At 70.1% G+C, this 24,025-nt stretch carries 19 protein-coding genes; 5 read left to right on the forward strand and 14 right to left on the reverse strand.

Going from position 1 to position 24,025, the window contains the following annotated elements:
* Together AC07F3_RS41835 and AC07F3_RS41840 are read left to right on the forward strand one after the other, a co-directional pair.
* The coding region (locus tag AC07F3_RS41835) for a transposase (RefSeq protein WP_479120328.1) at nt 1–375 on the forward strand (375 nt) is incomplete at its 5' end.
* A gap of 832 nt (nt 376–1,207) precedes the next feature.
* Nucleotides 1,208–2,239 (forward strand): phosphotransferase family protein, encoded by a 1,032-nt coding sequence (locus AC07F3_RS41840; protein WP_479120329.1) that lies wholly within the window; start codon nt 1,208–1,210, stop codon nt 2,237–2,239.
* Nucleotides 2,240–2,526: 287 nt separating this feature from the next.
* Here the strand turns inward: AC07F3_RS41840 and AC07F3_RS41845 are convergent, their stop codons facing one another.
* Nucleotides 2,527–3,141, reverse strand: a complete 615-nt coding sequence (locus AC07F3_RS41845; protein ID WP_479120331.1) for a DUF6924 domain-containing protein — start codon at nt 3,139–3,141, stop codon at nt 2,527–2,529.
* A gap of 15 nt (nt 3,142–3,156) precedes the next feature.
* Nucleotides 3,157–4,164, reverse strand: coding sequence for a NucA/NucB deoxyribonuclease domain-containing protein (locus AC07F3_RS41850; protein ID WP_479120332.1), 1,008 nt, complete (start codon nt 4,162–4,164; stop codon nt 3,157–3,159).
* 1,312 nt (nt 4,165–5,476) lie between these two features.
* On the opposite strand from AC07F3_RS41850, the gene AC07F3_RS41855 reads away from it, so the two are divergent.
* Entirely contained in the window at nt 5,477–6,868 is a 1,392-nt protein-coding gene (locus AC07F3_RS41855; RefSeq protein WP_479120334.1) for a HEAT repeat domain-containing protein, read from the forward strand.
* Nucleotides 6,869–7,102: 234 nt separating this feature from the next.
* On the opposite strand, the gene AC07F3_RS41860 is transcribed toward AC07F3_RS41855, so the two are convergent.
* From AC07F3_RS41860 to AC07F3_RS41870, 3 genes are all read right to left on the reverse strand, one after another.
* Entirely contained in the window at nt 7,103–7,651 is a 549-nt protein-coding gene (locus AC07F3_RS41860; protein WP_479120335.1) for a Clp protease N-terminal domain-containing protein, read from the reverse strand.
* Nucleotides 7,651–7,860, reverse strand: coding sequence for a helix-turn-helix domain-containing protein (locus AC07F3_RS41865; RefSeq protein WP_100579604.1), 210 nt, complete (start codon nt 7,858–7,860; stop codon nt 7,651–7,653). The genes AC07F3_RS41860 and AC07F3_RS41865 overlap by 1 nt, the downstream gene beginning before the upstream one ends.
* A 122-nt stretch (nt 7,861–7,982) precedes the next feature.
* Nucleotides 7,983–8,306, reverse strand: a complete 324-nt coding sequence (locus AC07F3_RS41870) for a zinc-binding dehydrogenase (RefSeq protein ID WP_479120336.1) — start codon at nt 8,304–8,306, stop codon at nt 7,983–7,985.
* Nucleotides 8,307–8,366: 60 nt separating this feature from the next.
* Here AC07F3_RS41870 and AC07F3_RS41875 point away from each other — a divergent pair, with 60 nt between their 5' ends.
* Entirely contained in the window at nt 8,367–8,882 is a 516-nt protein-coding gene (locus AC07F3_RS41875) for a hypothetical protein (protein ID WP_479120337.1), read from the forward strand.
* A 186-nt stretch (nt 8,883–9,068) separates the two neighbouring features.
* On the opposite strand, the gene AC07F3_RS41880 is transcribed toward AC07F3_RS41875, so the two are convergent.
* The 8 genes from AC07F3_RS41880 to AC07F3_RS41915 all read right to left on the reverse strand — a co-directional run bounded on the left by AC07F3_RS41880 (nt 9,069) and on the right by AC07F3_RS41915 (nt 22,301).
* The gene (locus AC07F3_RS41880; RefSeq protein ID WP_479120338.1) at nt 9,069–10,571 is read right to left on the reverse strand and encodes a hypothetical protein; all 1,503 of its coding nucleotides are present in this window, start codon (nt 10,569–10,571) and stop codon (nt 9,069–9,071) included.
* A gap of 35 nt (nt 10,572–10,606) precedes the next feature.
* Entirely contained in the window at nt 10,607–11,521 is a 915-nt protein-coding gene (locus AC07F3_RS41885) for an ATP-grasp domain-containing protein (protein ID WP_479120340.1), read from the reverse strand.
* On the reverse strand, nt 11,518–12,258 hold the full coding sequence (locus AC07F3_RS41890) for a hypothetical protein (protein ID WP_479120342.1): 741 nt from the start codon (nt 12,256–12,258) through the stop codon (nt 11,518–11,520). Before AC07F3_RS41890 ends, AC07F3_RS41885 begins: the two co-directional genes overlap by 4 nt.
* A 7-nt stretch (nt 12,259–12,265) precedes the next feature.
* Complete coding sequence (locus AC07F3_RS41895) at nt 12,266–13,246, reverse strand: hypothetical protein (RefSeq protein ID WP_479120343.1); 981 nt, start codon at nt 13,244–13,246, stop codon at nt 12,266–12,268.
* Nucleotides 13,247–13,282: 36 nt separating this feature from the next.
* The gene (locus AC07F3_RS41900) at nt 13,283–17,020 is read right to left on the reverse strand and encodes a hypothetical protein (protein ID WP_479120345.1); all 3,738 of its coding nucleotides are present in this window, start codon (nt 17,018–17,020) and stop codon (nt 13,283–13,285) included.
* A 3-nt stretch (nt 17,021–17,023) separates the two neighbouring features.
* Nucleotides 17,024–20,659 (reverse strand): PLL family lectin, encoded by a 3,636-nt coding sequence (locus AC07F3_RS41905; RefSeq protein ID WP_479120346.1) that lies wholly within the window; start codon nt 20,657–20,659, stop codon nt 17,024–17,026.
* 715 nt (nt 20,660–21,374) lie between these two features.
* Nucleotides 21,375–21,788, reverse strand: a complete 414-nt coding sequence (locus AC07F3_RS41910; RefSeq protein WP_479120347.1) for a hypothetical protein — start codon at nt 21,786–21,788, stop codon at nt 21,375–21,377.
* Between the two features lie 138 nt (nt 21,789–21,926).
* A complete protein-coding gene (locus tag AC07F3_RS41915) occupies nt 21,927–22,301 on the reverse strand; it encodes a winged helix-turn-helix transcriptional regulator (protein WP_479120348.1) in 375 nt (124 codons plus the stop codon).
* Nucleotides 22,302–22,375: 74 nt separating this feature from the next.
* Between AC07F3_RS41915 and AC07F3_RS41920 the strand changes: the two genes are divergently transcribed.
* Nucleotides 22,376–23,059, forward strand: coding sequence for an NADPH-dependent F420 reductase (locus AC07F3_RS41920; protein ID WP_479120350.1), 684 nt, complete (start codon nt 22,376–22,378; stop codon nt 23,057–23,059).
* Between the two features lie 167 nt (nt 23,060–23,226).
* Here AC07F3_RS41920 and AC07F3_RS41925 read toward each other — a convergent pair whose 3' ends face one another.
* Nucleotides 23,227–23,514 carry a hypothetical protein gene (locus AC07F3_RS41925; RefSeq protein ID WP_479120352.1) on the reverse strand — a complete coding sequence of 96 codons (288 nt, stop codon included), beginning with the start codon at nt 23,512–23,514 and terminating at the stop codon, nt 23,227–23,229.
* Between the last annotated feature and the right edge of the window lie 511 nt (nt 23,515–24,025).

The following is a 24,025-nucleotide window of genomic DNA, read 5'->3' on the forward strand; positions in this document are numbered from 1 at the left end:
GTCGGCGTCAGGACCGCCGCCGTCCTGCTGGTCACCGTCGGCGACGGCACCAGCTTCCCCACCGCCGCCCACCTCGCCTCCTACGCCGGACTCGCACCCACCACCAAATCGTCCGGAACCTCGATCCACGGCGAACACGCACCCCGAGGCGGCAACCGCCAGCTCAAACGCGCGATGTTCCTGTCCGCCTTCGCCTGCATGAACGCCGACCCGGCCTCCCGCGCCTACTACGACAAGCAGCGAGCCCGCGGCAAAACCCACACCCAAGCTCTCCTCCGCCTCGCCCGCCAACGCATCAGCGTCCTGTTCGCCATGCTCCGCGACGGCACCTTCTACGAAACCCGGACACCGAAGGACGTCGAGCTCGCCGCATAACTCCAACACCCCAAACCACACCAAACCCGACAGAGGCGCCTTGACGAAGGACATAGAGGCACCCCCACAGACAGCAGGCGCGGGGGCCCTGTCCTCCTGCGCTGCTCGCATCGCGTGCGCTGCCGCCAACGGCCCGCGCACCGCTACGGCACGGGCGGCAACCCACTCTGTTCCGGCTGCCGTTGAGCTGGTCGAACCTGCCTCCAATCAGCCCTCCCCCTGAGGCCCCGGTCCGCCGCGACGTGACCACCGAGGGCCCGTTCGACGCACCCCCAGTCACTGTGATCTGGCCCGCGGCCAGGAACAGACCGGTGTACTGCTCGCCCGTCATCAGGTGCCCGGCAACTGGCTCTTCCTGGTCGCGGTGAAGCTCTGGCACGCCAACGAGGAAGGACTGGCCGAACCCGTCGCGTGTCGGACGTGGGTGGAAACACACCCACCAGGGCTCTGCCTCCGCCCTGGACAGCAGGACTCCCCCTCATTGCCTGAGCCCGACCCTCACACAAAGACCCGCGCCCCCGGCCGTGTCTATACCTTCGAGACCCTGGTGGCCGCGCGGGTCCCCTGAGCGAACGCGGCCACGTCCGGCAGCCGCACCCTGTGCGGTCATGAGCCCGCGAGGTCGTGCCCGGCGATTGCGGCGAGCTGTTGTGACAGCCGCCAAGATCGCTTCCCCGCGTGCGGCCAACAGCCCGCCGTCTGCGGTCAGTTCAGCTCCCACTTCCTGCACGTGCGTAGCTGCCGGGGGCGATCTCGCGGATGCGGGCTTGTGAAGCCGCTTGGCGCCCCACGCCGGGAGGCCCTACGGTCGTGGCGTGGCGGGACACCGGAGATGAGATGGCTGGCTGAGTGTTCGGCCGAGGCGCTCGGCGATGCACTGCGGGTCGCGGCACCGGAGCTGAACGGATATCCGGTGACGGTCCCCGTATCGGCGGGTGACGACCCGCTGTGGCACAAGACCAGTACGGTCGTCGGTGAGCAGTTCGTCGTGAAATTCGCCTGGTCGCGCCCTGCCGCCCTCCGCTTGGCTCGGGAGATCGCGGTCCTGGCCGCACTGTCGCGCGCGCCGGCGGTCCCGTTCCTGCCCGAGGTCGTCGTCGGAAGCACCGACCCCTTGCTGCTGATCACGAGGCTCGTGCCCGGGTCGTCCCTGTTCCAGGTGGTCGACTCGATCGACCGGGACCAGGCCGGCAGGCAGCTGGCGCAGTTCTTGGCGGCCCTGCACGACCCGGCAGTCGGCGAGCGCGCCCAGGCTGCTTTTGGGAAGCTCACCGGCGCTCAGCTCCCCCCAGCCACCACCGCGGCCCTGCGTGAGCGGTTGGCACGATGGATCCTGCCAGAGCAGCGCCGTACCGTCCTGCGCTGGTGCGACTGGGCTGACGCCGTGCTGGCCTCCCCCGGCCCGGCCGTGCTGGTCCACGGCGACCTGCACGGCGACAACCAGGTGTGGGACCACGACGAACTCCGGGTGGTGGTGGACTTCGAGACCGTTGGGGCCGCGGAACCGGAATATGAGCTACGCGCCATTCCCGGTCCCGGGATGGGCCCGGGTGTGGAGCTGTTGAACGCCGTGATGCGCCACTACCACCAGATCACTGGACGGCAGCTCTCTCCCGAGCGGGTGATGGCCTGGCACCTGCGCAACGCCCTCAGTGACAAGCTGTGGCGCACCGAGGCCGACATCCCACTGCCCGACCATCGGACGCCATCACAGTGGGTGGACGACCTGTCCACCCGCTTCACCGCGCTCAACGTCGACCCTGAGACGCCACCGCCCCACCCTGCCGGACATGACGCCGAGCCGACGTCGGGTCCAACCCCGCCGCTCGACCCGGCAGGAGTTGGGAAATGCAAATCGGGATGACTGATTCTCGTCACTGAAGGTGCCACTCACCATGGCCACTTGACCACCCGTCAGGTGTCTGCGGATGGAGCAAAGCCAGGGCTCTCGCAAGATTCTCATGACGAGGAGACAGCCCCTCACGGTGGCGCCATCGGCCGTACTGCGTGCAAACGTGCTGGCGATGGTGCTCCGCTCCTTGAGAAGGTGCTGCCGAGACCCAACAGCCAGATCGGTGGCGAAGTCGGCTCCTGGAACAGCGGCCCGGCACTCCCCCAGGGTGCCAGGCCGCCGTCAAACCGGGGACACACTCAGTCCTGCTCGCCCGTCCGTTCCACAGTCACGTTCAACGGTGCAAGGGGGGTCGATACGATCGGCGCAGACCGGCCCGCATCGGGGCCGGACGGCCGGGCCGTGCGCTCGTCTCGGCCGACAGGCAACCCGTCGTCTCCCCGAAATCCCCTGAAGACCCCGTCTTCCCCGGCCTCCCGTGCCCACTCGTCGAAGTCCATGTTGCCGATGGACATGTTTGCGTAGAAGGCGGAAACCTCGGAAGCGGCGATGCGGAACTGCTGATGCTCGGCGCCCTGGAGGAGGTTGAGCGCCAGCAGCGGGAACGACGGATTGATCAGGCAGCGCTCGTCGGCCACGAGGACCTCGCTGAACAGCGGCCGCCCCTCGTGGTCCCGCACGACCTCTGCCACAAGACCCTCCACGGTCGCCGCCACGTACCGGGGGTCCTCCACCAGGGATACGCAGGCAACGTTGCCGTACTCGTCCGGGATCCTCAGCTCGTCCAGGAGAGCCGCGAAGGCCGTGTCGTCCGCGATGAACGTCCGTACCAGCGGCATGCAGTTCTGGTCAGTCGCCATGATGCTGCTCACCCGCTCGAACAGCTCGCCTTCCTCGGGGATGTCGTCGTACACCGGTTTCCTTCCTGTTCAGGCATCCACGTAGAACCGGTCGCCAGACAGGATGCGCCAGGCCTTCAGCCAGGCCTGGATCGCGCCGCCCTGCTGGTTGTTCTCGCTGGGTGGGACGAAGGTGATCTCCCGCTGGCTGGCGGGCAGTGTGGTGCCGCCTTGGGCGGTGGATGCGAAGGGGTACTCGTCGCAGGAGGTGCGTCCGGCACGGCGCTCAGCGGCGGTAGGGGTCTTGCCCTTGCAGACCTCGTCCCAGTGCCGCTGCCGGATCCAGGATCCCAGCCAGGTCAGCGGAACACGGCTGTTCGGGTCGCCCCAGTAGCCGCCCCGCTGGCGCAGGGCGCGGATGCCCGCCGAGATGTACTTGAAGTTCTTCATGCTGACTTCGGTGGTCACACTAGGGACAACGCATCCGGCCCGCATGCCCTTGAAGGTGTTGTCGCACCGGTAGCGGACGGTGCTCGCGTTGAAGGAGCCTGCTGCGACACCGGGCTTGCCGAAGGTGAAGGTGTAGGTGGTGTACTCCGCGCGGGCAGCCTGCCTGAGCAGGTTGAAGGTGCCGAGTACCTGCCCCTGCGAGGGCGTTCCGACTATGTGCCCCTGCGGGTAGATGACCTTGACCTGGTTGCCCGGCGACGAGGCGGACACGGACAGGGCCAGATCCTGCGCGTTGGGGGTGAAGACCGGGTCGGTGGTGGAGACTTGCTCGGTCCAGTTCAGTGACTTGCGGTCGAACCTTTGGATGATCCAGAGGTTGAACGTTCCTCCGCCGACTCTCTGGCCGTTGGAGAGCAGGTCGATGCCCACGGAGCGCCCCTCACACGAGGCATAGCGGGTCACGACGAGATTGCCCACAGTGCAGCCTGCCTGCGTGGTGGCCTGAGGGCGTTCCGTGGTCCGGACACCGGAGGGGTGGACGCTGATCGTCCGTGTGGCGGGGGCTGCCTGGGCTGCGGCCATACTGCTGGCGAGCAGTCCGAGCGCTGCCGCTCCTGCGGCGAGGGCGCGTTTGATCTTGGTGTTCACGTGATTCATCTCCCCCTTCGCCTGGCACTGGGTTCCCGCCGATTGCGGGGGTTTGGTGCCGGGCGACGTAGAAGTACGGTTCAAATAGCCTTGATCTGCAGCCTGTTGGCCGTTCTCGTGGAAGAGGGCGACGACCCGGTCAGCCGTGGAACGTGCGCAGCATGCCGAGCCGACCGCGCACCACGACGTGCAGGCCGCCCCCCCCAATAGCTGACAAGCGGGTCCTTCCGCAGCCAGCAGGAAACGGGGATCCCACAAGTCGCGCAGGCATCGTTCTCACGCTGACGCGAGGACGAGCCGGCTGTTCTTCGTCGCAATGCGCAGCAACTGAATTGATCGCTCTCAGACCGCTGATGGCCGCGACTCAGTCTGTGGTTGCCCCATGGAACCGGCAACACTCTCGGTCAAGTCCGGACAGATCCGGTTGCCCCCTCTGCAACGGACCGCCAAGGGCAGTCGCGGAAGCCGGGGCCCGCCGTCACCTCACCCCCGGGACCTCAGCCTTGAGCGAGGGCGTTCGCGCCGCATTGAAGGACGTCCTGGCTCGCTGCCCTGAACTGGGTCTCGCGGCTGAACACGTTCGTGGTTGCGGCGAGACCCTGGCTCACGGGCTGGGTTTTCCACCTGGATCAAGACCGTCGACACGAGCCAACTGCCTGGCTCCGAGTCCTCGACGCGGTGACCGCCGGCCTCACCCTGCACTGGAGCTGTGGCGGGCGGAAGGCGCCGTGAACTGCACCGAGATCACGAGGTAGCGCTACGGCCGAGCCACTCCCCCGCAAGACGCTCCTGCTCCCGTACCGTCTCGCTCGGGCTCTGAGGCTAATCCTGATCACGCCAGCCAATGGGGCGCGGTGAGAAGATCGCCGCGAGGCCAGAGATCGTGTCGAGACCACGAACAACAGGGACGGCGACGAGACTGCCCGTGGACCGGGCCCAGGAGCGACTTCAACATGAGCTGAGCCATGGACAACAGTCCCTCGCGGAACTGGACTTGGACGAAGTGTGGCTCAGGTTCGTACGCTTCGGCTCCCAACGCTTCGATACCGCTCATACGCCCGATGCCGATGGCCTTCTCTTCCAATACGGGACCCACTTCTACGAAGGGCCGCCCGCTTTCACTCTGGACCTTGCCAGGCAGTTCGAGATCAACGATGGGTGTCCGTCTCGACGCCGGTCATGACAGGCCATCTGCGGCGCGTTCTGGTGGATGAAGCCGCCGTCACGCACTCTGCGCGTCAAGGCTCCATAACCAGGTGAACGCACGGGGAGGGGCTGGGTACAGTGCCCTCAATAATCACCAGGGGGGCAGATGCCGACACTGCGACACGAGCTGTCCGGTCAACTCGCGGCGGCCGTCAGCGCCAGGGACGCCGCCAAGGTGAAGGCTCTCCTGGAGCAGGGAGCCGACCCGGATACCTCGGGGCCCGACGGCCTCTCGCTCCTGTGCACTGCCGTCATGGGATTCGACTACGAGAGCGCCGAAGCGCTGTCGGACCGCGGCGCCGACCCCGACCGCGAACTCCCGGACGGCACGACAGCGCTGGTGCGTGCGGTGGACCTCGGCTCGCCCGCACTGGTCGACGCCGTGCTGGGCGAGGACCCGCACCAACGGCTCTCCGAGAACGCCCAGCAGCACCTGCTCGGCCTCGCCCGGCACTGGATGGAAACCGGCGTGGAGGAAGAGCTGCGCCGGCGAACGGGAGCCGGGGGCGCGGCCACTCAGCGTCTCATCCACGACGACAAGTACACGGACGTCGAGGAAGTCTGCCTCGCAGGGCTCACCGTCCGGGCGGGCCACAACGCCATCCTCACCACGCTGGAAGAAAGATTCGGCATCCGTACGCCGGTCGCCGAACTGGTGGCACGCGGCGTCCCGCACAGCGTCCCGGAAGGAATCCACGTCAACTGGTCCGCTGCCCGGTCCGCCCTGAGCGAACGCCGCAGCCCCGAGGAGTGGGCCGACTTGAGGGCCCTGCAACGCCACCCCGATCCCGTTCACCGCCTCTTCCTCGCCGACGTCGTCTCGGGCCGGATCCTTCGGGCGTACTGGGACCAGCGCCAGGACACTGCTCAGGACGTCGAGTTCCTCGCCGCCTGGGCCCTCGACGAGCCGGACGGCACGGTGCTCGCCCGGGTCCTGGACGTCTATGCCGGAGGGGAACACCCCGGTCAAGAGGCCATCGGCTTGCGATACGCCGACCACCCCGACCCACGCGTGCGCAGCGAGGTGCCCGGCCTGTTCTCACGAGAGGCCCCGCTGACCGACGCTGCCGCCGCGACGCTACTCGCTCTGTCGCGTGATCCTGAACCCAGTGTCCGGCGTTCCACCGCCACGGAGCTGGCCGCACACTTCACACCGGTGTTCCGGGACGCCCTGCTGACTCTCATCGAGGACAGCGACGCCGACGTACGGGCTCAAGCCGCCATCGCCCTGGGCGCCACCGGCGACCGGACAGACACCGTCACCAACGCCCTCGCCTCCATGATGGCGGAGGACCACCAACTCCTCCGTCTGGAGATCGTCTACGCTCTCGCTCGCCGCGACGATCCCCGCACCGAACAAGCATGGAACAGCGTCGGCGAACTCCCCCCGGACTTCGGTCTGATCTGTGGGCAGCAAGAAGACCATCGCATTCTTGGGTACTGGGACTACCAGTGGCGCAACCCGCCTGCCGCCCCCGGCTGTCCCGGCGCACGGTAGTCACACGAGACCTCACGTGGAGCAAGGGAGGTCTCCCGCCCAACTCTCGCAACCGGGGTGAAGGCGAAAGCTTGCGGGCCGCTGAAAGGCACCGGTGACGAAGGACTGGTCGTGGTCCGTGAGTCTGGAATCACTGCTGACGCATCCACGGCGGGCAACATCTCTGAGGAGGCAGCGAGAGGCGGGGCTGAGCCCCGCCTTCCCGCCGCACGGTGGGTGAACAAGCACCCTCCCTCACGCCGCCCCGAACAACACCCGCTCCACACCCGTGTACGTCCCCCCGTGCTCGGCGAGGACCTCCCCCACCAGCCCCGGCATCGCGGTGAGCGCCAGCAGCAGATGCTCGTCGCCGATGTGCTTCTGCCTGCGGGCCACGGCCATCCTCAGGGACTTCTCCAGGACCTTCTTGGAACCCTTCGTGAAGGACGGGCGGCCCGAGGGCCACGCCCTGCCCGGCTCGGCGCCGGACAGCGCGCCCGGGCCGTGGGCCTCCTCCGTCCGCGCGACGATCTCCTCGACACTGATGCCGAGTCCCGCCAGCGCGTCCTCGTCCGCCTTGGACATGCCGCCCCTGCGGCGCGCGGCGGCCAGTGCCTCGGTGACTTCGGCGCGCCGGTCGCTGACGCCGAGGGACGCGAGCGCGAAGGCCGCTTTCGTGCCCTCGCGGTCGAGGAGGGCCAGGAGCAGGTGCTCCTCGGTCACCACCGGTGACCCCGCACGCGTGGCGTGCTCAACCGCGCCGGTCACCACCTCACGGGCATTCACGGTAAATCGCTCGAACATCAAGTCCTCCCGTGCTTCTTGTGGACGGCCTGCCTGCTCACCCCGAGCTCGGCGGCGATCTCCTGCCATGACCAGCCCTGGTTGCGGGCGCTTCGTACCTGTACGGATTCGAGCTGTTCCAGGAGCCGGCGCAGCGCGGCGACGGCTCGCAGTCCGACCCTCGGGTCGCGGTCGCCGGCTCGTGCGGCGAGATCGGTGGCCTCGGTCATGCTTGTCAATGTACGTTGACATCCGGGCCCCGTCAACCCAAGTTGACACACTGCCTTGCGAGAGGGCCGCGACCGCGCAGTCGTACACGGTGAACCGCGCCCACCGGCAGCCGCGCGCCGGGTCAGAGCGTGGTCAGGACCACCCTCCCGGGCAGGTCCCCGGACGCCACATCCTCGAAGCCCTCGCGGGCCCGGCCCAGCGGAAGCACCTCGTCGACCACGGGACGTGCGCCCGCCGCCGAGCAGAACGCCAGCAGGTCTTCCAACTCGTCCTTCGTAGCCATCGTCGGGCCCACGGCCTTGAGCACCAGAAAGAAGATGCGGGTCAGCTCGGCGTGCGCGGGGCGGTCCGGATTCGCTGACGCGCCCTGATTCAATGCGACGCCGCCCGAGAGCACGCTGCGGCTCCGGACTCCCGCGACCCGTGGCCAGCCGGGGCGCGGCAACGGCGGTCACCGGTCCGTGCCACACTCCTGCAAGATCCGCAGGAGACTTGGGGAGGGCTTGTGAGATCAGCCAGGGTGACACTGTTCGCCGCCGTCATGACGGTCGTGCTGAGTGGATGTGGCGGATTCGAGGGCCCCTCGACGCCTCCGCCCACCTCCATGCCCAAAGCAACGGCCCGCGACGGCGGGAACCTCGCCTTCGAGCGTTCGCGCAAGGTCTGGGGTGACACCGAATGGAGCATCAAGCAGGCGTTCTTCTCGGAAGGCCTCACCCCGTCGGGGGGCGACATGTGGGGCCCGGGGCAGTGCACCAACAAGCTGAGCACGACCTACGAGCAGGAAGGCCGGGCCAAGGTGTCGCGCTCCCTGGCCAACCTGGTCAAGGACGGCTGGACCCCCGTCCCGGACACACCCGCCAACACTCAATTCGCCAAGGATGGCCTGCGCCTGTCCGTCAGCGCCGAACACGACGTCTCCGAACCCGGAAGTCCCGTCCAGGCCAACGTGCCGCTGAAGTACGTGTTCTTGAGCATCACGAGCAGCTCCTGCTCCGGTTCGGTCGGCCTTTTTCACTGAGCGGCACCCAAGGGTCCAGGCGTGTGATCCCCGGGCTGTCCCTGAGCCCCGCATAGAGCATCCGTCAGCGGCATGGCGCGATGACGTTGCTGCGCTGGCAGCCGGGGCGCAACTCCCCTACGGGTGGCACGCGTTCACCCATCGGATCAACGCCCAGCAGGCGTGGCGCCGCGGCGGCGCGGTCGCTCAGAACTGGCTGCGGCGCAGGGCGTCGGTGAGCATGAGGGCCGACATCACCTGGTGGACTTGGCCGGTGTTGGCGTACGGGACGCTGCCGCCCTGCTGGGCGGCCAGGGTGTTCCAGGCGGCGAGGGGCAGGCACGTGAGGGAGTTGCGGTCGTCCGAGGTGGCCGCGTCGAACGGGGCGCTGCCGGGCCCGGTGACGCCCAGCTGGGCCAGTAGCGGGGCGAGTTGGGCGGGGTCGTTCTGGGTGTAGAGGCGGGCGACCTTGGTGCCGGAACTGCCGCGCGCGGCCCAGGCGGCGACCTGGGTCAGCGGGGGGAGGGTCTCGGACACCAGGTCGGCGTGCGGGTCGAAGAGGTAGACCTCCTGGAGGGTGTCCAGGTAGAGGGAGTGGGCCTGGTTGGCGGCGTTGCCGAGGAAGCAGATCAGGGCCGCGTGGCCGCTGCTGAAGGAGGCCATGCCGAGTCGGCCGATCGGTCCGTACTGGAAGGTGCCCTTGCGACGGAACATGAGGGCCTGGATCTCCGGCAGGTACTCCTGGAGGAAGGCGGCGTCGGCGAAGGAGCCGACCTCGTTGCAGGGGTTGCCGGCGGTCCGCATCAGCGGGAGCAGGAGCACGACGTTCTTGGCGGAGGCCTCCAGCTGGAGGGCGAGGCCCTTGGCGAAGGGGTTGGTGAGGAAGGGGTCGTTGATGTACTGGAGGTAGTTGAGCAGGCCGAAGAACTGGTAGTCCCAGCCGAAGGGGTAGGTGCCGCCCGTCCCCGGGTCGTGGCGGTCGCGGGCGTCGTCGTAGAAGGCGGGAGAGTTCTGGCCCATGCCGGCGTGGAAGTAGATCAGGAAGGGGGCGGGCGGCGCGCCGGGGTCGCGGGAGACGCCGGGCGGCCAGTGGACGGCGACGAGCTGCGGTGCGGTCACCCCGGGCAGTTGCAGGACGACGGTCTCGCCGAACGGCGACACGGTCTGGGTCTGGACCTGGATCGCGCCGCTGTCGACCGCCGGTGAGGCGATCAGGGTCGTGTCGATAGCGGAGGGCACCCCGTAGACCAGCGGCGGCAGCGTCACGCCGGGGGTGCGGAAGCTCATGTCGCCAGGCGCTGGGGCGGGCGGGCTGCCCGGGAAGTCGGAGCCCGTCTGGGCCAGGCTGGCCCGCGCCTGCTCGGTGGCGTCGCGCAGCGGCGAGAAGTGAGCGGTCATGGAGATGACCTGGCCGAGGGCCGAGGACGTGACGGTCGGGTCGGGCCAGCTGCTGTTCACCTGGGGGAAGGTGGCCTTGACGGCGCCGGTGGAGTCGATGTCGAGGTGGGCGGTGAGAGTGCCGTACTTGGCCTGGTCGATGGCGTCCGCCTCGATGTCGATCGCCGTGTCGGTGTCCGGGACGGTGAAGATCGACTGGTCCAGGACGACGCTGTCCGGGCCGACCTGGGCACCGCCGTCGACGGCGATGAGGAAGCTGCACAGGGTGGTGCTCTGGCCTTGGATCTGGCCGGTGATGACGAGCTGGGCCATCGGATTCTCCTCTCCTTCCCGGCCCGCGGGTCTCCTCAGCCCCGTGCGAGGGCGAGGGCGACGGCACGGGCGATCGGCTGGCCGGTGTGGGCTTGGAAGTAGGTGTAGGCCGGGCAGGGGTTGACCTCGAAGCAGTAGACCTCGCCGTCGTCGGCCAGCATCAGGTCGATGCCGGCGAGGTCGAGCCCGAGCCGCCCCGCCAGGCGGAGGCAGCGTTCGGCGACCTCGTCGGAGGGCTGCCAGGCGGACAGTTCGGCATGGCCGCCGTCGCTGTGGGCGTAGCGGTAGTCGACCCGGTCGGTCTCGATCTGGGTGGCGAACACCGCGCCGGCGACGGTGTGAACCCGGATGTTGGTGCCGGTGACGCGGCGCTGGAACTGCACCGGGCAGTAGCGGATGAGCGGCAGTCGCTCGATCGCCGCGCGGTCGAGGGTGCGGACGATCGAGCGCACCCCGCTGATCGACTTGTAGACCAGTTCGCCGTGCTGCGCCCGGAACCCCTGGACCAGTTCGGGGTCGTTGGTCACCAGGGTCTCGGGGACGCGGAATCCAGCGCGTTGGATCAGCTGGGCCTGGTGGGGCTTCGACATGTTGGAGGCCATCGCGCTGTCCCGGTTCATCACGCAGCCGGGGGCGAGCTCCAGCCAGGTGCTGAGTGCGGAGTGCCACCTCTCGCAGCGGCGGTACGCATCCTCGTCGGCGTCCTTGACCTCGGGCAGCCTGCGCCAGTCCATCAGCCGGGAGAAGACGCCGGTGACGGCGGCGAGGTCGACGGAACCGCCGTCGTACGCAAGCTGACCCCGGAGGTCGAAGGCGCCGACCTCCATGTCGAACGACAGTTCCCGAAAGCGCCGTTGGTGAAGTACGGCGTACGGCAGGCCGAGTGCGTCGAGTTCGGCGATGACCCGGGCGACCGGCGGCTCGCTGGCGATGCCACAGACGATGATCACGACGCACCCGAGCTCTCGGCCGGCTGGTCGAGCAGGCATTTGTGCAGGTGGTCGAGGAACGCGTCGCCGCCGAGACGCAGGTCGGGCAGGAGCGTCGCCCCGGCGAAGACCGGCGGTCGCCCCTCCGGTTGCCGGAGGTCGACGCCGAGCAGGCTGACCTCGGCGAGCCGTGCGAGCCGGACGTACGGCTCCCGGTCCTCGGTCACGAGCGTGCCGAAGACCTGCTCACCGAGGACCAGGACCTCCCCGCGCACCGGCGGTTCCGGCGGCAGTCCGACGTCCGGGCTGCTGGAGAGGCGGACGGGCGCGACGGGCAGGCCGGCCCTGCCCGCGAGCGCCGTCCATTCCGGGGTCGACCGCCAGGCGCCGCACAGGCCGTACCCGCCGGGCCGGTTGACCGAGACCGGGGCGAGACAGGTGAGCAGGCTGAGCAGCAGCGCGTGCAACTCCTGTGCGGCGTACACGGCGTCGGCGTGGGTGCTGAACGGCAGGAACCCGAAGGGCGCGCCGGCCACCCGGTTGAGTGCGCCGTCGACGTCACGGCTGGCGAGCACCCGACCGTCGGGCAGGACGAGTTCGAAGCCCGCGCCGTGCCGGTCGATGCGGTGGGCCGACCTGCTCGAGTCGAGGAGGGTCTGCGGGGAGAGCAGTTCCAGCGGTTCCAGCCCGCGCTCGCGCAGGCCCTCGTACGCCCACCTGGCCGCCCGGTCCGACGGATCGCAGAGCACCAGCCACATGCGGCACCTACCCTTCGGCCGGCCCGGGCCCGGGCTCGGGGGGTTCGTCCCGCAGGGCGCTGTCCGTGAGGTCGGGGCGCTGTGCCGGGGGTATGAAGTGCTCGGGCGGGGTGCCGGCTTCGGACGCCGGGTGGATGATCTCGGCGGGGTGTTCCTTGCCCCCGATCTTGCTGTCCTTGTCGTCCTTGTATTCCTTGTGTTCCTTGTGGTCCTTCTCCTCCTTGTGCTCCTTGCCGACCTCCTTCTGGTCCTTGTACTTCTCCGTGCGGGACAGCTGCAGGGTGGCCTCCTGCGTCACCGGATCGTTGCAGTTCAGGGTGAAACTGGCGGTCTGCGTATCGAGGTCGGGCGGGTCGTTCGCCGGGACCACGCCGATCTTGAGCTGGCCGCACTCATTGGGCGCGAGACTTGTCGGGAACGCCTTCAGCACGTAGCCCGCACCGATGTTCTGGCCGCCCTCGGCGACGATGTTCAGCGGTCCGGTGCCGATGTTGGAGATCGGGACCAGGGTGTCCGGGGACAGGGTGTCATCGACGGCCACGGTCGACTGCAGGGCGGTGCGGCCGAGCGCGACCCGAGGCTGGTGGACGTCGGGGGCTGCCCCGGAGGACCAGACGAATCCGAGTTCCTGGGGATCGTTGTTGGTGATCCGCAGGCTCCAGGTGCGGGCGCGCAGGTCGGACGCCGTAAGGGTCATCGTGAAAACGTCGCGGGGATCGCGCTGCCAGGACCCGGTCGCGGCCTCGATCCCGTTCTCGTCCGTGATGGAAGCCGTGGCAGGGGCCTGCGGGACGAGCGTGATCAGCCCCGTGCCGGCGCGGACTTCGAGGTCCGGCGCCTTGCCGCCCAGCGGTGCGCAGTTCGGGCCGATGGCCACCACCGCCACGCACCAGGTCAGCACGCTGGGATCCAGGTCGAACGGGACCAGTCCACTGGTCGCCTGATGTGCGAGGGTCAGCCGGTCGGTCGCCGGGAACATCTCTGCCATGATCGCCTCTTCTGCTCGGGGTCGCGGCCTGGCCCCTCACCAGGGACCGAGCGGTACGACGTCGACGAAGACCGGACGCCCCGTCGGGTCGGGGCCGGCCGGGACGGGTGAGGTCTCGAACTCGCGGACGACGAGGCGCTGGGCCCGCTGCCCGGTGTCCGGAAGACTGACGGCCGCGGTCTGCCCGAGGACGGCGGTGGTCGTGAGGAGCGTGGACCATCCGGTGACGCCGTCCGCCGCCGTCGCCCCGGCATCCCGGACCTGGAGTTCGATGCGGACGGCGTTGCCCGCTCCGCCGGGGCCGAGGCCCTCCAGGACGACGTCCGCCTGACCCGGGCGACGGGTGATCGTCAGCCGCCGCTGCGGGGCGAGTTGGACGGGCTCGGTCAGGACCACCGTCGACACGGCCGGGACGCCGGAGACGGTGTAGGGCTGGTAGCGGGCCAAGGCGAGCCGGACGAAGGGGAAGTAGGAGGCGGCGACGACCGGGGCGAGGTCGAGGTCGGCGAACCAGTGGTCGCCCTCGGCGTCGAACTCGACCGGGTACAGCGCGGCGTCCAGTTGCCGCTGCAGCTCGGGCAGGGTCACCTGGGCGCGTTGCACCGTGTTGACCTGGGCGGCCGTGAGGACGGCGGGCGGCGCCCCCGTGTCGCGGATGGGGTCGGCCCCGGCGACCGTCACGCACCGCAGGGCTTCGGCGGGCACCGGGCCGGCGGGGAAGGTGAGGACGGCCAGGGTTTCGTCGTCCCCCGAGACGTACCACGGCCGTTCCAGCAGCACGCGCAGGCCGCCGCCCCGGCGCAGCCGGGTGAGCGACTGCTGTCCGTCGGTGGTTCGGGTCCAGGTGAACGACGGTACGCAGTGGATGAGTCCGGGGGCCGGCGGACGCAGCGAACTCGGCACGTCGGTGTCCGCGAGGGTCCCGGCGGCCAGGCAGGCGGCGGGGTCGGTGGCGAGGACGCGCCCGAAGCAGTCCTCGAACCGGGACACGGCCGTCATGGTGTAGGTCACGTGGTGGTGGCGGGTGTCGCCGAACTCCTGGCGGATCTCCGGGAGCGCCCCTTCCAGCAGGGGCAGGTGCTGAACCTCGTACGAGCCGACGTGCGCCAGGCGCGTGCCGGCGGTCGGTGCGGCCGGCGGGCTGTCGACCTGGTCGGTCCACTCGGCGTGGAGGTCGATCCGCCCGGTGCTCGGAATATCGAGCGAGAGCCGTTCGGTCCCGAGGACGGCATCGTGGTCGCCGGGGCCCCGCCGGACCGTCAGCGCACCGCCGGGATCGAGCAGCGGGCGCTGGACGGCGTGGACCATGGTGACCGTGCGGGGAGGCGTGATCAGCCGGTTCCTGCCCGCCGCGATGTCCGTGACGGTGGATGGCCTGACCGGGTCGGCGCCCAGCCACCGTGCGATGCCGAACAGTCCGACCTCCTGGAAGTGCAGGCCGGACGGGATGTCGAAGGTCACCTGCTCGGCCGGGCCGAGAGCGACCGTCAGGTGCCGGGGGTCCACCCTGCTCACCGTGCAGCCACTGGCGGCCGCTTGCAGCCGGACGGACGCGGACTGGAGGTCGGGCCAGGTGCCCTGCCAGACAGCGATCAGCGAGGTGTCCGCCGGCACGATCGGCCCGGGCAGCCCGTTCGGGCCGATCGGACGGGGCCGCGCGTTCATGGCGATGAAGGAGCCGCTCGGGTCGGCCAGCCAGGGCGGGGCCGTGTCGGTCTCGGGAGCGACGACGTACGACGGCGCGGTCGGCCCGGCGGCGACGACGTGGGAGCCCGGGACGTCGGTGAGCTCGCGGTCGGCCCGCTCGGCGACCGCGAACAGCCTGGCCACCTCGGCGTCGGGCGCGCCGGGGCCCAGCGCGCTGTCGAAGGTGTGGTCGTACTGCGCCGCCAGGGCGAGCGAGCACTTCGGCGGCAGCAAGTGCCGCAGGTCGTAGGCGCGGTAGCCGTGGAGCGCCGCGTAGGCGTCCACCGTCGTGCCGCGGTCGCTGCGGATGACCATCCGGTCGTGGCCGTCACCGTCGTCCCACTCCCGGGTCGGCACCAGCTCCGGAGGCGGCAGCGGCTCGAAGCGCCAGTACGGGACCGGGTCCGTCTGCGCCTCGGTGGCGCCGACCTCCTCGGCCCGCAGGCCGCCGCCGGCCAGATCGGCGATCCTGACCCGAATGCTGTAGGTGCGGCCGAACCGCAGTCGCGGCAGCGAGCCGGGGTCGCACTCCACCACCGTGTCGAGGGCCGACAGCCCCGGCGGGGTGCCCCCGGTGCCGGTGATCCGCTCGGGCCGTTGGGCGACCTGGCTCCAGCCGTCCCAGCGCGCCACGATCTGGTGCAGGTACAGCGCGTCGGTGTCGCCGAAGCCGGTGACCACCGAGCCGGGCCGCAGGTAGCCCTCGTCCAGCAGGCCGTTGGGCAGCAGCGGCACGCCGCCGACGGTGTAGTGCACCCGGCGGCGGCACAGCGAGTGCCAGGTCCTGCTCTTGCTGTCGAACACGTCCATCCGGTAGCCGCCGAGCAGGGCGTCCACCAGCAGGGCGGAGGTGAGCAGTTTGGCCGGGGTGCCGCGCTGCTGCGCCCGCTGGAGCTGCTTGCGGTGCTCGTCCTCGCGCGCCCGGTCGACCAGGGCGAAGCCCGTCGAGCGCAGGGCGGGCAGCGCCCCGACCGGGACCGGGGAGGACTCCTCGGGCGGAGCCGCGGTGGCGTCCGAGCGGGCGGTGCTGACCAGCCGCAGGGCGGCGCCGTCCACATCGAAGGGCAGCAGCTCGAACCGGGTGTTCCCGGAGGGCGCCGCGCTGGTGCCCGCCAGTGGGAGGAGCCCGTCGGCGAAGCCGGTGGAGGTCGGGCCGTCGACGGAAGCAGGGACGAAGCGGCTGCCGGTGAGCGTGTAGGCGGACGTGGGAGAGAGGTCGGTCTGGATGGATCCGCTCCAGCCCGGCGGCGGGTTCGGGTCCGGGTCGGGCCACTGCGGCACCACGCTCAGCTCCGCCGGGTGCGTCTGGTCCACCGGGGTGAGCCCGGCGGCGGGGACGGCGAGGTCCACCAGCAGGCCGAGTGCGCGCAGTACGGCCGGGTGGTCGGCGAGGTGCGCGACGCTCTGGTGGAACTCGGCGGCGGGCTGGGCGGCGGCCCGGAGGTCCGCTGGGGTGGTGTCGTGCGTTGCGCGCCGGTAGAAGGCGTACGCCTGGGCGAGGGCCGGGGTGGCGTCGGTCGGGGCGGTGTGGGCCCGGTCGGCGGCGGGTGCCAACAGGCCGTGCTGCCACTGCTCGCCGATCGCCCGCAGCGCGGACCGCAGTTCGGGGTGACTCTCCGGCACCGCCCCGGGATGCGCGGCGTGGGCCTGGGCGGTGGTGGTGTAGATGCCCTTGACGTCGGTGCCGACCTGGCCGGCCGGGAAGGTGGTGGTGCTCCGGCCGTCGTAGGCGGTGGGTTGGTACGGCTCCACCGGCATCGCGGCGGCGAACAGCGCCTGCCAGACGGCGAGTTGCCGGTCCGGCGGGAACTGAACGGTGCTGCCGTCGAGGGCGGTGTACGGGACGCGCACGGAGGGCAGCGACTGCCCGGCGCGGCGGACGTCGAAGCAGATCCCGGCGAGCCGCTGCGGCCAGCCCTGCATGCCGAAGTCGGCGAGGGTGAGGGCGGTTCCGTCCGGGCCGAGCAGCCGTGGCGTCACCAGCACCGACAGCAGCGCCATCGGCGTGGGCTGGCCGGGGACGGGCGCCACCCGGCCCGCGGGGATCACCGTCCAGACGAACTGCCGCTCCAGGCCTGTCGACGACATGACTCACTCCCCTGCGAACGCCAGGCAGTAGGTCTGCCAGGGGAAGGACTGCCCCTGCGGCCCGAGCGCGGCCTGGACGGACGGGTCCGAGCCGGTCAGGGCGTCCCGGTGGGTGCTGCTCAGCCCGGCTGAGGGCGGGCAGTTGCCGAAGCACTTGTGGCACTCCAGCGTGAAGGACTTGGAGAAGAAGGTCAGGTCTACGGTGATCACGAGCCGGGCCGAGCCGCTGAGCGAACCGCTGGTGGCGTCGTAGGTCAGGGCGAGGGTCAGCTCGATCGAGACGCTGATCAGGCCCAGCAGCGAGATGCTGCCGCCGATCCGCAGGTAGCCGGTGATCTCGGTGTCGGTGCCGTTCTTGGCGAAGACGACGCCGCCGAAGACGTGTACCTCGGCGGAGACGATGACGAAGTCCATCGTGATGGCGGCGCCGAACTCGATCCCGCCGGTGAAGCGTTGCAGGCCGCTGTCGGTGCCGCCGGCGCTCAGGCCGAGCTCCAGGTACCCACCGCCGCCGAAGCCCGACACTGTGACCAGGAAGGGCCGTTCCCGGGTGCCGAAGGCGAAGTCCATGGCGATCGGTTGGCCGGTCAGCGACAGCGTGATGCCGGCCTGCACGAGGAGGTTCTGCAGGCTGAACACCAGCAGGCCGACTTCGGGGACGGCGACGGTGTACGACGCCGTGATGGAGGTGGCCGTGGTGTCGATCCGGGGGCCGTTCCCGGCGGTCGGGAGGTACTGCTCCAAGGTGGCGAGGAAGCTCAGGTCCCCGCCGAGTTTGACGTCCGTCAGGTGGACCGCCAGGTTCAGCCGCTGGCCGGGGTCGGCGGCGAAGGTCACGGAGGCGAAGGTGAGGACGACGTACGCGGGGGCGTGCTCGTCGGGAACGATCAGCTGGAAGTCCGTGATCGTCCCGGTGGCGTGCATCTCCGGCTTCCCGCCGACCAGTTGGGCCCGGACATCAAGGTTCAGCTCGCACGAGCTCCCGGGGTGGAACGGCCCGACGGCCTCGGTCAGCGCCTGCGTCCAGGTCAGCTCGGCGGACGGGTTGGGCAGGCCCTCCCCGGTCCAGACGAGGGTCGGCGGCTTGGTGACGGTGCGGATGAGGGCGCTCAGCGGTACGACACCGAACAGGCTGGCGTCCGGGGCGAACAGCTTCGTCGGATCGGTCTGGAACGCGTCGCCGACGGTCGGCCCGAGCGCGCGAGAGATCTGCGACACCGTCATGTTGGGCGCGGACAGCCCGCCAACCCGGGCCCCGGCGGCGCCGAAGTCGAGGGTGCGCGGCGTCACCAGGTCCAGCAGCGCGTCGGGGGTCGGGCTTCCCCAAGGCGTGGTGAGCAGCGCCTTGGAGAGGGTCATCGGGAGCGCCGGGAGGGGCCCGAGCAGTTGGCGGACGGCGGGCAGGCCCACGGCCAGCTCGGTCACCTGCGGGTAGAAGCCGACTCCGTTGGAGGACTGCCCGGCCCCGGTCCCGCCGAAGGTCATCGACTGCACCTCCTGCACGGCGTCCTCCACCGCCTGGGTCGGGGACGCCATGACGAGCGGGATGCGGGCGGCGACGTCGGAGAGCGGCCGTCCGAGGGCGGAGAAGGCCCCGGTACCGGGACCCTGTCCGTAGATCGCGTCGAGCGCAGCACCGTAGGCGCCGCCGGTCGCGGTGTCCTCGACGAACAGCAGTGGCAGGTGCAGGTCCACGTACTGCTGGCCGGCGGTGCCCTGGAGGGTGAACACCACGGGGGTGCCTGCCCGGCTGGGCCAGAAACACCTGGGCGGGGCGGCCGAGGAATCCAGCGGGATCCAGTTGGCGTCGTCCAGGCCCTCGGTCTGCCCGGGGGCGACGGCGATCCGCTGGAACGGGAACGCGCGCTCGTGCTGGCCGCCCTGGCCGATCCCGTAGTCGTCGCGGACGGGTTCGGTGAGGATCAGGAAGACCTGGCGGTGCAGGGCGGCCACGGCCGGGTCGGTGCCGGCGAACTGGCGGTCCGAGACCTCGATGTAGACGGCCCGGTGGCCGAAGGGGAACAGCGCGCCGGGGACGGAGACCTTGACGTGGAAGTCCCGGCCGAGGGCGGCATCCTGCGCCCACTCCAGCTGGGGCCAGCGGGCGGCGGCGGTGAAGCGGGCGCCGTAGGCACTGAGGACCAGCCGGTCGACCGTGAGCGGAACGCCCGGGTTCTGGGCGGCAGCCGAAACGATCTTGTCGTACCAGGTGTCCAGCGGGGTGCCGTGGTCGGAGCCGTCGGCCAGGGACCGCAGGGGCCGTGCCGCCAGGTGCCCGTCGGGGCCGGCGATCCGGCTGTGCCACAGCTCGGTGCCGCCCGCCGCGCCGGTGGCGGGCAGGGTGCGGTGGGTGCACCGGGCGTCCGGATGGAGGGTGAGCAGCAGGTTCCAGGGGACTTCGAGCCGGGCCAGCAGGGAGGCGGTGGTGTCCGAGGTGACGACCAGGGGCAGGTGGTTCATCGCATCGAGCAGACCGGCCACGGTGAGCACGACCGGGTCCGCGCCGACGGCGAAGCACAGGGTGGACGGGCCGGCCAGGAAGCCCTGGGGCGGCTTGCCGGACTCCACCACGGTCTCGGCCAAGTGCTGCGGGGGGACGTCCACCAGCAGGCGGCCGCCGCCCGAGTCGGCGACCAGTCGCACTGTGCCGTCGGACCCGGTCTGTTCGTGCAGCCCCTGGCTGCGGACGGTCAAGGTGACCAGGTCGTCCGGACGCAGCACGTCGTAGCTGCCGGTGGGCGCAGCCGGCAGGTCGAGGAGCCGCCAGTCCTGCCATCGGGTGTCGAAGCGCCGGTGCATCAGGGCGCTGCCGGCCCAGACGGCGAACACGTCGGTGCGGTCGCCGCCGGAGTCGACGGCGGCCAGCCGGGGGCCGGTCGCACCGTCGGCGCTGAGGTCGCCGCCGAGCCGCTCCCAGCCGAGCCGAGGGGCCAGGGCGGAGCGCCACAGGCCGAAGTCGCCGCCGAGGAAGACGTTGCGCTCCGTCGCGGCAAGGCAGCTGAAGGACCGTTCGTCGCCCTCGGGCAGCGGGCCGAGATCCTCCCACTCGGGTGGCGCGTGCAACGGTGGAGTGTCGGTCTCCAGGTGGGTGCGGAGCAGGCGCTGTTCGCGGGGATCCGCGTGGAGGAGGGCGATCCGGCCGGGCGGGGCGGGCACCGCGGCGAGGTGCCCAGGTGGGCGCTCGCCTGTGCGGAGCACGACGGGCCCCTCGCTCGGATGCCCGTACAGCAGCTCCCAACCGTTGGCGCCGGTGTCCCTGACACCGGTTTCCAGGACGAGGTGGAAGTCGCTGGCGCGGCTCGGCACCACCGTGAAGCCGGTCGCGGCGCCGCCCCGGGCCGGGGTGCCGAGCGACGTCCAGTGCGTCGGCTCCTCGGCGCCCGGGCGTAGACGCCACAGCTCGCCGGTGGCGCTCAGGGCGTAGACCTCGACCGGGCTGCCCTCAATGGCCGTCGCGCTCAGCCAGTTGAACGTGGGAGCACCTGGCGAGGGCCAGGGGCGGCCCAGCTCGTGCCAGGGGTGCCAGACGCCGTCGAAGGTCTGGTGTCGTACGGCGCCGTCGTCCGCGCCGACGAACAGGTGGAGTATGCCCTGCCCTGGCGAACAGACGGCCAAGGCCGGTGCCGGGTGGGTGTGCATCGGGCGCCCCCAGCGAATGGGTGCAGTACCGGTGGATGCGGGGCGGTGATCGGACGCAGGGTCCGTGAACGGACGCGAGTCGGTCGGCGGGGGCGAAGCACCGGTCACTCGCCAACTCTCAGTGACTCCAGGCTATTCCCGGTTCGGGTGCGGAGCAATTCTTGGCCCCGACGGGGTCTGGGGACCGGGGCGGCGTCACTGCGGGTTGGAGGCACTCGGCGAAGCCCATGGCATGCTCCCAGTGCCCACCTTCGTCCCGATCGAGTACCACCACGCTCCAGGCGGCCGTCCGCGGGCTGCTGCTGAGGAAGACGTGGAAGCCGAAGTCCGGTCGACAAGGCGGGGATCAGAACGCCGTCAACAGCGGTCTCCGGGTGCGGAAGGCTTGTTCGGTCTCCCAGATGTCTTGGAGAAGGTTCCCGCGTGAGGTCGCCGGATGCTTGAAACACAGGTGGGTGTCGGCCTTGATCGGCGCGTACTGATCAATGAAATCCCTGTATCCGGTGGGCAGTTCCGTGCCGATCTACGGCTCAAGACGCGCCCAGCTCTCGAGATCGGCGAAGCGTCGGGCTCCCGGCCAAGCATCGTGACGACGCCAGGATCCAGCCCGTCGAGGCTGCCTGAGCAGCGGAAACAGACAGAGCGCGTGGGATTTTCGCACTGGGGAGGTTGATCGCGGCGCGCTGTTCCGAGGGGGGACGCAGCGCGCCACTCGCTACCGGCCCTCGGAGTCGGCGTCTCCTGCTCGCGCGGCGGCTGCCGCCTCCAGCAGGAGCCAGCCGTCGACCTCGACCGCCCCCCGTTCCCCCGGCTGCCACCCACGAGCCAGCGCCACGTCCAGCAAGGCCCGGACGGCGCCCGGCTCGTGCAGGTTCAGTCCTGCGCCCCGGGTGAAGCCCACGTCACCGGAGCCGAAGGGGGCCCCGCCCGGGACGTACCGGCCGGGCCCGCCGGTAAAGACAATGCGCAGCGGCCCGCCGGTACCAGCGGGCTGCGGGGACAGGGTGAGGGTCTGGCGGCAGTTCACGGACCGGCCCTCGTCGCCTCTTCCATGGCTGTGGCGCATGGTCCACACATACACGTGCCCGTCGGCGACCAGCCGACGGGGCTTCTTCAAGTGGCGAGGCATGCGGCCGAGCGTACGCGGCCTCCACCCGTGCACACCCGCCCGGTTGGTGCGGTCCTTCGTCGAGCTCGGGCCCACCGAGCATCCCCTCGCCATCGAACAACCCAGAGGAATCGCTCTGACCGCGTGCGGCGTCTGCGCTCACTCTGAGGAGGCCTGGACGGTGGCAGTGCAGTCGGCTTCCTGGGCAGCCATGAGCTCATCGCCATGCTCGAAGGCCCATGCTCCGACAGCGTCGATGGGTCCCAGCAAAGTCCGGCCCAGGGAGGTGAGTTGATACTCAACGCGCGTTGGTGACCCGGGGTATGCCTGCCGGTCCACCAGACCGTTGGACTGCAAGCGTCGCAGCGTCTGGGTGAGGACCTTGGAGCTGATTCCCCCGATCTGTGGGCGTAGTTCGACCGGGCGTCTGGGACCGTCGCGCAGTGCCCAGAGCACGACGGCGTTCCAGGTGTTGGACAGGAGGTCAAAAGCCAGGCGGGCACGGCAGTCGGCGAGGAAGGCGTCAGTCGTCACGTACCACATGGTGCCCGACGGGCGCTCTAGCGTCTTTGTGATCGGTCCAAGCAGGTCCTGGAAGGTAATGAGTGATGAGAATCGGTGTACTGGGCACGGGCAACATGGCGGACGCGCTTGCCACCCACTGGGTGCGGGCCGGGCACGACGTGGTTGTCGGAGGGCGAGACGTGCGCAAGGCAGAGCGGCTCGCGACGCGTCTGGGGAGCAACGCGAAGCCTGCCGGTCTGCGTGGGGCGGCCGAGTTCGGTCAGGTGGTGCTGGCCGCGCTGCCCTTCGGCGTGGGGGCGAGCGTGGCGCGGGAACTGCGGGCGGTCCTGGACGGCAAGGTGCTGATCGACTGTTCCAATCCTGTCGGTCCGGGCTTCCTGCTACTGACACAGAGCGGCCCTTCGGCCGCCCAGCAACTGGCCACGGCGGCTCCGGGAACTCATGTGGTCAAGGCGTTCAATCTCTGCCACGAGGACGTGTGGCGCATGACACCGCCCATCTTCGACGGGCGGCCACTGGCAGTTCCGGTCTGCGGAGACGACGAAACGGCCCTCGCGCTCGTACACCAGTTGGTGCGGCATGTCGGCTGCGAACCCGTGGCCGGCGGCGGTCTCGAACGAGCCGGACTCCTGGAAGCGACCGCCGCGCTCTTCATCGGGCTCTGGGTTGGCGAGGGGGCCGATGCCCAAGCAATCGCTCCCCCGCTGGCCTACGCCGCCGGACCGGGACACGAGGAGTCAGAACAGACCGCGAGGGCTGTTCGTTAGGGGTTCCAAGCTTCGCTTCTCCGCCCCGGGCTGTCTTCGTGAGCGGTTGGTTGGGCGACGTGCGCGACACGGACGGCCATCGCGGGACTCTCCAGTTAGGTGAAGACCAGGGAAGGCGCGCGATGGCCGTCGCTGTCAGTGTGCTCGGAGACGGGCCCTTGAGTGCCTCAACCGCCCGACCAGGCCGGCAGTCGCCGTCGTCCGCCGCGTCGCTGCAGCCCTGAAGCCAGCGCTCGGGCGAGGCCTTGGCCTTGGCGCCGCCCTGATCGTCGCGCCACTGCTCGCAGCCGCCCACCCTTGAGGAAGCCCCGGGTCTGGCCGGTCCGGTCTGCCTTCATTCCAGCGAGCGCCACTCCATAGCCGCCCTCGTAGGCGACCTCGTCGTGGAAGACCGGCTTCTCGTGGAAGACCGAGACGACCATGGCTGCGATACCGAGACACACGACGATGCCCACCGCCACGGCTATTCGCCCGCAAGCACCAGCTGCCATCCCCCTGCTGGCCGACACGGAGCGGGCAGTCGCGCGCTTTCGGCACCACCGCCCCGGCATCGGACTGCGACGGTCCGTCTCTCTCGTCGCCCCCGAAGACACCCTCTTCTGGAAACACGTAACCCTGTTCGGTGCCACCTACCAGAGGGTAGACACCCTGACACGACAGCCCGAGCGGCTCGCAACCACTTCAGACGCGTGCATGTGTCGGGTATGCCGCTCCCGCTCATACAGAACCAGGGGATGCGCAGCCAGAACGGCAGCGGGTCCTGTGCATCCTCCGAGTCCAGGCCGGCACCTGTCTTCAGTACCGCGTCCCCGATGGCCCGCAGGCGCAGGCCACCGGGGACGACATGCGGTATTCCGCGGGCGTGTCCACTGGGTCTGTCCAATCAACGGCTGATCTTGGTTGTTGAGGTTCAGTTGTTGGCCGGGGTGAGCCGGCCTTCGAAGGCGATCTGGAAGGCGTTTAGGG

The sequence above is a fragment of the Streptomyces sp. NPDC045846 genome (genome assembly GCF_056431605.1).

Coding starts and splice junctions, on each gene's coding strand:
- AC07F3_RS41920 (WP_479120350.1), top strand. CDS start 22,376: ATGAGAATCGGTGTACTGGGCACGGGCAACATGGCGGACGCGCTTGCC.
- AC07F3_RS41905 (WP_479120346.1), bottom strand. CDS start 20,659: ATGCACACCCACCCGGCACCGGCCTTGGCCGTCTGTTCGCCAGGGCAG.
- AC07F3_RS41895 (WP_479120343.1), bottom strand. CDS start 13,246: ATGGCAGAGATGTTCCCGGCGACCGACCGGCTGACCCTCGCACATCAG.
- AC07F3_RS41880 (WP_479120338.1), bottom strand. CDS start 10,571: ATGGCCCAGCTCGTCATCACCGGCCAGATCCAAGGCCAGAGCACCACC.
- AC07F3_RS41855 (WP_479120334.1), top strand. CDS start 5,477: ATGCCGACACTGCGACACGAGCTGTCCGGTCAACTCGCGGCGGCCGTC.
- AC07F3_RS41910 (WP_479120347.1), bottom strand. CDS start 21,788: ATGCCTCGCCACTTGAAGAAGCCCCGTCGGCTGGTCGCCGACGGGCAC.
- AC07F3_RS41840 (WP_479120329.1), top strand. CDS start 1,208: ATGAGATGGCTGGCTGAGTGTTCGGCCGAGGCGCTCGGCGATGCACTG.
- AC07F3_RS41900 (WP_479120345.1), bottom strand. CDS start 17,020: ATGTCGTCGACAGGCCTGGAGCGGCAGTTCGTCTGGACGGTGATCCCC.
- AC07F3_RS41865 (WP_100579604.1), bottom strand. CDS start 7,860: ATGACCGAGGCCACCGATCTCGCCGCACGAGCCGGCGACCGCGACCCG.
- AC07F3_RS41890 (WP_479120342.1), bottom strand. CDS start 12,258: ATGTGGCTGGTGCTCTGCGATCCGTCGGACCGGGCGGCCAGGTGGGCG.
- AC07F3_RS41860 (WP_479120335.1), bottom strand. CDS start 7,651: ATGTTCGAGCGATTTACCGTGAATGCCCGTGAGGTGGTGACCGGCGCG.